We start from the raw sequence: 7,198 nt of genomic DNA on the forward strand, positions 1-7,198 counted from the left end.
GGATGAAGGCCGCCGCCTCGGCCCGCTCGGCCGCGGCCTTCATGGCCTCGTCACCGGCGTCGGGCCGGCCGTAGAGGATGTTGTCGCGCACCGAGCGGTGCAGCAGCGAGGTGTCCTGCGTGACCATGCCCACCTGGGCCCGCAGGCTGTCCTGCGTCACACCGGCGAGGTCCTGGCCGTCGATCAGCACCCGGCCGCCCTGCACGTCGTGAAAGCGCAGCAGCAGGCTCAGCACCGTGCTCTTGCCCGCACCGCTGCGGCCCACCAGGCCGATCTTCTCGCCCGGCCGGATGGTCAGGTCCAGGTGGTCCACCACCGGGCGGCCGGTGTCGGCCTCGCCGTAGCGGAAGGTGACGTCCTCGAAGCGGATCTCGCCGGCACTCACCTGCAGCGGCTTCGCCCCGGCGGCATCCACCACGCGGCGCGGCCGCGCCAGGGTGCCGATGCCGTCCTGCACGGTGCCGATGTTCTCGAACAACGAGGCCATCTCCCACATGATCCAGTGCGAGATGCCGTTCAGGCGCATGGCCATGGCGGTGGCCGCCGCCACCGCGCCCACGCCCACCTCGCCCAGGGTCCAGCGCCACAGGGCCACGCCGGCGATGCCCAGGATCAGCAGCACGCTGAGCACATGGATGACCACCTCGAACCAGCTCACCAGCCGCATCTGGCGGTGCACGGTGCCCAGGAACTCCTGCATCGCGCCCTTGGCATGGGCGGCCTCGCGGCGGTCGTGGGCGAAGAGCTTGACGGTGGCGATGTTGGTGTAGGCATCGGTGATGCGGCCGGTCATCAGCGAGCGGGCATCGGCCTGGCTCTTGGACACATGGGCCAGGCGCGGCACGAAGACCCGCATGGCCACCAGGTACAGCGCCAGCCAGCCGCCCAGCGGCATCAGCATCCAGGCGTCGAAGCCCCCCACCACGGCCATCAGCGTGACGAAGTAGATGATGATGAAGACCAGGATGTCGCAGACGGTGAACCAGACGTCACGCACCGCCAGCGCGGTCTGCATCACCTTGGCGGCGATGCGGCCGGCGAACTCGTCCTGGAAGAAGGCCATGCTCTGGCCCAGCATCAGGCGGTGAAAGTTCCAGCGCAGGCGCATCGGGAAGTTGCCTGCCAGCGTCTGGTGCTTGAACATGGTCTGCAGCGCCACGGCCAGCGTGCTGGCGGCCAGCACGGCCCCCAGCGCCAGCAGGGTGTGGCCTTCACGCGCCCACAGCTCGGCCGGCGGAATGCCGGCCAGCCAGTCCACCAGCTTGCCCAGCAGCGAGAACAGCCAGGCCTCGAACACGCCGATGATGGCGGTGAACAGCGTCATGCCGGCGATGTAGCGCCGCACGCCCTGGGTGGCCTGCCACAGAAAGGGCCAGAAACGGGTGGGCGGCGGCCCCGACTCCGCCACCGGGAAGGGGTCGACGAGGCGCTCGAAACGGTCGAACAAGGACAAGGGGATTCCCTTCGGAAGATCGGGCCGGATGGGCCAGGACAGACGGCCGCGGATGGCGGCCAAGCCCTCTAGCGTAGCGTGGAAGGGTGACGCTGTCTTGGCCGCGGGCTTCATCCGCCTGGAGGCTGCGGGACGGCCGGACCGCTGCTAGCATGCGCCGCGTCATGCCGCCCATCCCCTCGGCCCCACGCAACCCCATCCTGCTGATGGTGGGCCGGGACGACTGGCAGAAGGACGGACCGCTGAACATCCAGCTGCTGGAGCGCCTGCGGCGGCCCGGACGGCGGGTGGCCTGGGAGGACCCGGCCACGGCCTGGGTGCACGCCTGGCTGGACTGGACCCGCCGGCACCCCGGCCTGCCGCCCTGGCTGCGCCAACTGGGGCTGCGCGGCGCCCAGTTGGCCTACGCGCTGGTCCACCCCGCCTACCTGGCTTACCTGCGGCGCCGGGGCCGGCGCACGGTGGAGGAGCGCTGCGTCAGCCTGGCCCACACCGTGCGTGCGCTGGCGCGGCAGGGCGAGGTCATCGTCTTCGCCCGTTCCTCTGGCGGGCGGGTGGCCTCGCTGGTGGCCGATGGGCTGCCCCTGGCCCACATCGTGTGCCTGGGCTACCCCTTTCGCCACCCCGAGGCGGGCGACGAACCCGCGCGCTACCGCCACCTGGCCACGCTGCGCACGCCCATGCTGATCGTCCAGGGCCGGCACGACGTCTATGGCGGTGCCGAGGTGGCCCGGCGCTACCCCTTGAGCCCGCAGGTCCGCGTCAGGGTGGTGGAGGCCGACCACGAGTTCCGCATCGACGCCGCGCAGGCCGACCGGATCGTGGCCCTCATCGAGGCCGAACTCGGCTGGTGAGGCGCCGCGGGGCGCCCCGCCATCAGGCCACCACGCCCGCCCGCGCCAGCATGGCGTGCAGCAGCACGTTGCAGCCGGCGGCGATGTGGGCCGGGTCGGCGTCCTCGATCTCGTTGTGGCTGATGCCGTCCTTGCAGGGGATGAAGATCATGCCGGCCGGTGCCAGCTGGGCCATGTAGACCGCGTCGTGGCCGGCGCCGGAAACGCAGCGCATGGCGCTGTAGCCCAGGGTCTGGGCGCCGTGGGCCACCGCCTCCACGCAGTCGGGGTGGAAGGGCTGGGCGGGGTAGGCCGACACCAGGTCCAGCCGGATCGTCAGCCCGGTCTCGCGGGCCAACCGCTCGGCCACCGCGCGGATGTCCGCGTCCATCGCGTCGCAGGCGGCGTCGCTGGCGTTGCGCAGGTCCACGCTGAACTTCACCTGGCCGGGGATCACGTTGCGGCTGTTCGGGAAGACCTGCACCATGCCCACGGTGCCGCGGCCCTCGGGGCCATGCCGGCCGGCGCAGGCCACCACTTCCTGCATCAGCCGGGTGGCCACCTGCAGCGCGTCGCGGCGCAGGTGCATGGGCGTGGGGCCGGCATGGGCCTCCATCCCGGTCACGGTGCAGTCGTACCAGCGGATGCCCAGCACCCCGGTGACGATGCCGATGGTCTTGCCATGGTCCTCCAGCACCGGGCCTTGCTCGATGTGGGTCTCGAAATAGGCCCCGATGGGGTGCTGGCCCGGCACCTCGTCGCCCAGGTAGCCGATCTTCTGCAGCTCGTCCTTCACGGTCTTGCCGTCCACGTCGGTGGCGGCATAGGCATGTTCGAGCGTGAAGGCGCCGCGGAACACGCCCGAGCCCATCATCACCGGCACGAAGCGCGAGCCCTCCTCGTTGGTCCAGAAGGCCAGCTCCATCGGCGCCTCGGTCTGGATGCCGTGGTCGTTGAGGGTGCGCATCACCTCCAGCCCGGCCAGCACGCCGTAATTGCCATCGAACTTGCCGCCGGTGGGTTGGGTGTCGATGTGGCTGCCCGTCATGATGGGCGGCAGGCTGTTGTTGCGCCCGGGGCGGCGCATGAACACGTTGCCGATCTGGTCGATGGTGACGGACAGGCCCGCCTCACGGGCCCAACCCACGACGAGGTCACGGCCCTGGCCGTCCAGCGCGGACAAGGCCAGGCGGCAGACGCCGCCCTTGGGTGTGGCGCCGATGCGGGCCAGGTCCATCAGCGATTGCCAGAGGCGTTCGCCGTGGATGCGCAGGGCGGATGTGGACACGGTGCTGGGGGTGCTCATGGGATGCTCCTGTTGTGCGGCATGGCTCAGCGCGCCACGGCCACCGGCGCGGCCAGCGCCGCCTTGCGGCCCAAGGCGGTGAACTGCGGCCCGAAGGCCGCACGCTTGAGGTAGCGGCCGGCGCCCGCCTCGGCGCGCAGCTCGCCCTGGGCGAAGACCACCGTGCCCTGGCTGATGGTGTGGCTGGGCACGCCGGTGACGGTGCGCCCTTCGAAGATGTTGAAGTCGCCCTTGGAATGCTGGCTGGCGGCCGAGAAGGTCTTGCTGCCGGCCGGGTCCCAGACGACCAGGTCGGCATCGGCGCCCTTGGCCACGCAGCCCTTGCGCGGGTAGAGGTTGAAGAGCTTGGCGGCGTTGGCCGAGGTCACCGAGACGAACTCGCTGGGCGTGAGGCGGCCGCTGTTGACGCCGGCATCCCAGAGCACCGCCATGCGCTCTTCCACGCCGCCGGTGCCGTTGGGGATCTTGCTGAAGTCCAGCTTCCCGGCCGCCTTCTGCGCGGCGCAGAAGGTGCAGTGGTCGGTGGCGGTGGTCTGCAGCGCGCCGGCCTGCAGGTGGCGCCACAGCGCCTCCTGGTGACCCTTGGCGCGAAACGGCGGGCTCATCACATGGGCCGCGGCAAATTCAAAGCGCGGGTCGCGGTAGACGCTGTCGTCCACCACCAGGTGGCCGGCCAGCACCTCGCCGTACACGCGCTGGCCGCGGGCCCGGGCGCGGGCGATGGCCTCGGCCGTCTCTGCGCTGGACACATGCACCACGTAGATCGGCACGTTGAGCACATCGGCGATGGCGATGGCGCGCTGGGCGGCCTCGGCCTCCACCGCGGGCGGGCGGGAAAGCGGGTGGCCCTCGGGGCCGGTGATGCCCTGGGCCTTCATCTCCTGCTGCAGCAGGAAGACCAGCTCGCCGTTCTCGGCATGCACCGTGGGCATGGCGCCCAGTTCCAGCGCACGGCGGAAGCTGTTCACCAGGGTCTCGTCATCGCACATGATGGCGTTCTTGTAGGCCATGAAGTGCTTGAAGCTGTTCACGCCCTCCTCGCGCACCAGGGTGCCCATGTCGGCGTGCACGCTCGGGCCCCACCAGGTGATGGCGACGTGGAAGCTGTAGTCGCAGGCCGCCACCTCGGCCCACTGGCGCCATTGGCGGTAGGCGTCCATCAGCGGCTGCTGAGGGTCGGGGATGACGAAGTCGATGATGCTGGTGGTGCCACCAGCCAGGCCGGCCGCGGTGCCGCTGTAGAAGTCATCGACGGTGCGGGTGCCCATGAACGGGAAGTTCATGTGGGTGTGCGGGTCGATGCCGCCGGGCATCACGTACTGGCCGCCGGCTTCGAGGATGGTGGCGCCCATCGGCGCGCTGAGCGCCTCGCCCACCTCGGCGATCACCCCGTTCACGCACAGCACATCGGCGCGCTGCTCACGGTCGGCGTTCACCACCGTGCCGCCGCGGATCAACAGGCTCTTCATGGTTCGCTCCTCAGACCGCGGTTTCCCGCATCGGGTTGTTGGGGTGGGTGCGCCAGTCGCGGTGGCCCGCCGGCACCGGTGCGCCGGTGCGCTCATCGATCTCGCCGGGGGCCAGGTCGCGCATGGTGATGCAGCCGGGCACCGGGCAGATGGAGGCGCAGAGGTTGCAGCCCACGCAGTCGGCCTCCTTCACCTCGAAGCGGCGCGTGCCGGTGGCGGCGTCCTGGTGGAAGGCGATGGCCTGGTGCGAGGTGTCCTCGCAGACCACGTGGCAGCGGCCGCACGCGATGCAGGCCTCGGTGTCGATCACCGCCTTGGAGACATGGTTCAGATTCAGATAGCGCCAGTCGGACACGGTGGGCACGGCCCGGCCCTGCACCGCCGCCAGGTTGGGCAGACCCTTCTCGTCCAGGTAGTTGGACAGGCCCGAGACCATCTCCTGCACGATGCGGAAGCCATAGACCATGGCCGCGGTGCAGACCTGCACCGTGCCGGCGCCCAGGGCGATGTACTCCATCGCATCGCGCCAGTTGGTCACGCCGCCGATGCCGGAGATGGGCAGGCCGGCGGTCTCCGGGTCGCGGGCGATCTCGGCCACCATGTTCAGCGCAATGGGCTTGACCGCCGGGCCGCAGTAGCCGCCGTGGCTGCCCTTGCCGCCGGTGCTGGGCAGCATGGTCAGGGTGTCCAGGTCCACGCCCATCACCGAGTTGATGGTGTTGATCAGGCTGACCGCGTCCGCCCCGCCGCGCTGGGCGGCCCGGGCCGGGTGGCGGATGTCGGCGATGTTGGGCGTGAGCTTGACGATCACCGGCAGGCGGCTGTACTGCTTGCACCAGGCGGTGACCATCTCGATGTACTCGGGCACCTGGCCCACGGCGGCGCCCATGCCGCGCTCGCTCATGCCGTGCGGGCAGCCGAAGTTCAGCTCGATGCCGTCGGCCCCGGTGTCTTCCACCCTGGGCAGGATGCGCTTCCAGCTGGCCTCGTTGCAGGGCACCATCAGCGAGACCACCATCGCCCGGTCCGGCCAGTCGCGCTTGACCTGGGTGATCTCCTTCAGGTTCAGGTCCAGCGGGCGGTCGGTGATGAGCTCGATGTTGTTCAGGCCCAGCACCCGGCGGTCGGGCGACAGCAGGGTGCTGTAGCGCGGCCCGTGCACATTGACCACCGGCGGGTCCTCGCCCAGGGTCTTCCAGACCACGCCGCCCCAACCGGCCTCGAAGGCGCGGATGACGTTGGTCGCCTTGTCGGTGGGCGGGGCGGAGGCCAGCCAGAACGGGTTCGGGCTCTGGATGCCCACGAAGTTCGTCGAGAGATCGGCCATGGTGAAAGGCTCCTGGAAGAGGGTCAGGCGGCGCAGGGCAGCGATTGCGCGGCAGGCTGGTTCGTGGGCTGGGTGATGGCCGCATGGATGGACAGCGCGGCCTGCTTGCCGTGCTCCACCGCCTCCACCGTCAGGTCGCGGCCCCCGGCCACGCAGTCGCCGCCGGCCCAGACGCCCGGCAGCGCGGTGCGGCCTTCGGCATCCACCACCAAGCGCCCCCCTTGGATCGCCAAGCCGGCCGACTCGGCCCAGGGCAGGGCCAGCCTTTGACCGATGGCCTTGAGCACCTGGTCCGCGGCCAGCGTCTCCACCTCGCCGGTGGACTGCAGGCGGCCGTCCACCTCCTGCTGCACGGCCAGCGCGATGGCGCTGACCCGGCCGTCCTGGCCCAGCAGGGCCTGGGGCGCCAGGTGATGGCGGATCACCACCCCGTGCGTCTGCGCCCAGTGCTGCTCCACCTGGGACGCCGACATGGCCTCGGGCCCGCGGCGGTAGGCGATGGTGACCTGCTCGGCGCCCAGCAGCTTGGCCTGCACCGCGGCGTCAATGGCGGTCATGCCGCCGCCGACCACCACCACGCGCCGGCCCACCGGCAGGCGGGCCAGGTCCGGCGCCTGGCGCAACTGGGCGATGAAGTCCACCGCGTCGGCCACGCCGGCCAGGTCCTCGCCCGGCACGCCCAGGGCCGCCGTGCCGCCCAGGCCCAGGCCCAGGAACACCGCGTCGAAGCTGTTGCGCAGCTCCACCAGCTGGGCCAGGGACGCCAGCTTCCAGCCGCAGCGCACGGTGATGCCGCCGGTCTGCAGCAGC

Annotated in this window: 6 protein-coding genes; 1 reads left to right on the forward strand and 5 read right to left on the reverse strand. The window is 70.9% G+C overall.

The window, feature by feature from the left end; genetic code table 11:
* Positions 1-1,447: ABC transporter ATP-binding protein (locus I73_RS18035; protein WP_022981893.1), on the reverse strand; the 1,447-nt coding region annotated here is incomplete at its 3' end.
* A 170-nt stretch (positions 1,448-1,617) separates the two neighbouring features.
* Between I73_RS18035 and I73_RS31065 the strand changes: the two genes are divergently transcribed.
* Entirely contained in the window at positions 1,618-2,307 is a 690-nt protein-coding gene (locus I73_RS31065; RefSeq protein WP_051049272.1) for an alpha/beta family hydrolase, read from the forward strand.
* A gap of 22 nt (positions 2,308-2,329) precedes the next feature.
* Here the strand turns inward: I73_RS31065 and I73_RS18045 are convergent, their stop codons facing one another.
* The 4 genes from I73_RS18045 to I73_RS28855 form a co-directional block, all read right to left on the reverse strand.
* On the reverse strand, positions 2,330-3,592 hold the full coding sequence (locus tag I73_RS18045; RefSeq protein ID WP_022981895.1) for a Zn-dependent hydrolase: 1,263 nt from the start codon (positions 3,590-3,592) through the stop codon (positions 2,330-2,332).
* Between the two features lie 26 nt (positions 3,593-3,618).
* Positions 3,619-5,061, reverse strand: a complete 1,443-nt coding sequence (gene hydA / locus I73_RS18050) for a dihydropyrimidinase (RefSeq protein WP_022981896.1) — start codon at positions 5,059-5,061, stop codon at positions 3,619-3,621.
* Between the two features lie 10 nt (positions 5,062-5,071).
* Positions 5,072-6,388 carry an NAD-dependent dihydropyrimidine dehydrogenase subunit PreA gene (gene preA / locus I73_RS18055; protein ID WP_022981897.1) on the reverse strand — a complete coding sequence of 439 codons (1,317 nt, stop codon included), beginning with the start codon at positions 6,386-6,388 and terminating at the stop codon, positions 5,072-5,074.
* A 23-nt stretch (positions 6,389-6,411) separates the two neighbouring features.
* Positions 6,412-7,198 (reverse strand): FAD-dependent oxidoreductase (locus tag I73_RS28855; protein ID WP_040500791.1); only part of this gene is annotated, 787 nt, incomplete at its 5' end.

Source organism: Ideonella sp. B508-1, assembly GCF_000333615.1.
In the GTDB taxonomy this organism is placed as follows: domain Bacteria; phylum Pseudomonadota; class Gammaproteobacteria; order Burkholderiales; family Burkholderiaceae_C; genus Ideonella.

What these genes read in the sequence shown, in the direction of transcription:
- I73_RS31065 (WP_051049272.1), top strand. Translation starts at nt 1,618, where the DNA reads ATGCCGCCCATCCCCTCGGCCCCACGCAACCCCATCCTGCTGATGGTG.
- hydA (WP_022981896.1), bottom strand. Translation starts at nt 5,061, where the DNA reads ATGAAGAGCCTGTTGATCCGCGGCGGCACGGTGGTGAACGCCGACCGT.
- I73_RS18045 (WP_022981895.1), bottom strand. Translation starts at nt 3,592, where the DNA reads ATGAGCACCCCCAGCACCGTGTCCACATCCGCCCTGCGCATCCACGGC.
- preA (WP_022981897.1), bottom strand. Translation starts at nt 6,388, where the DNA reads ATGGCCGATCTCTCGACGAACTTCGTGGGCATCCAGAGCCCGAACCCG.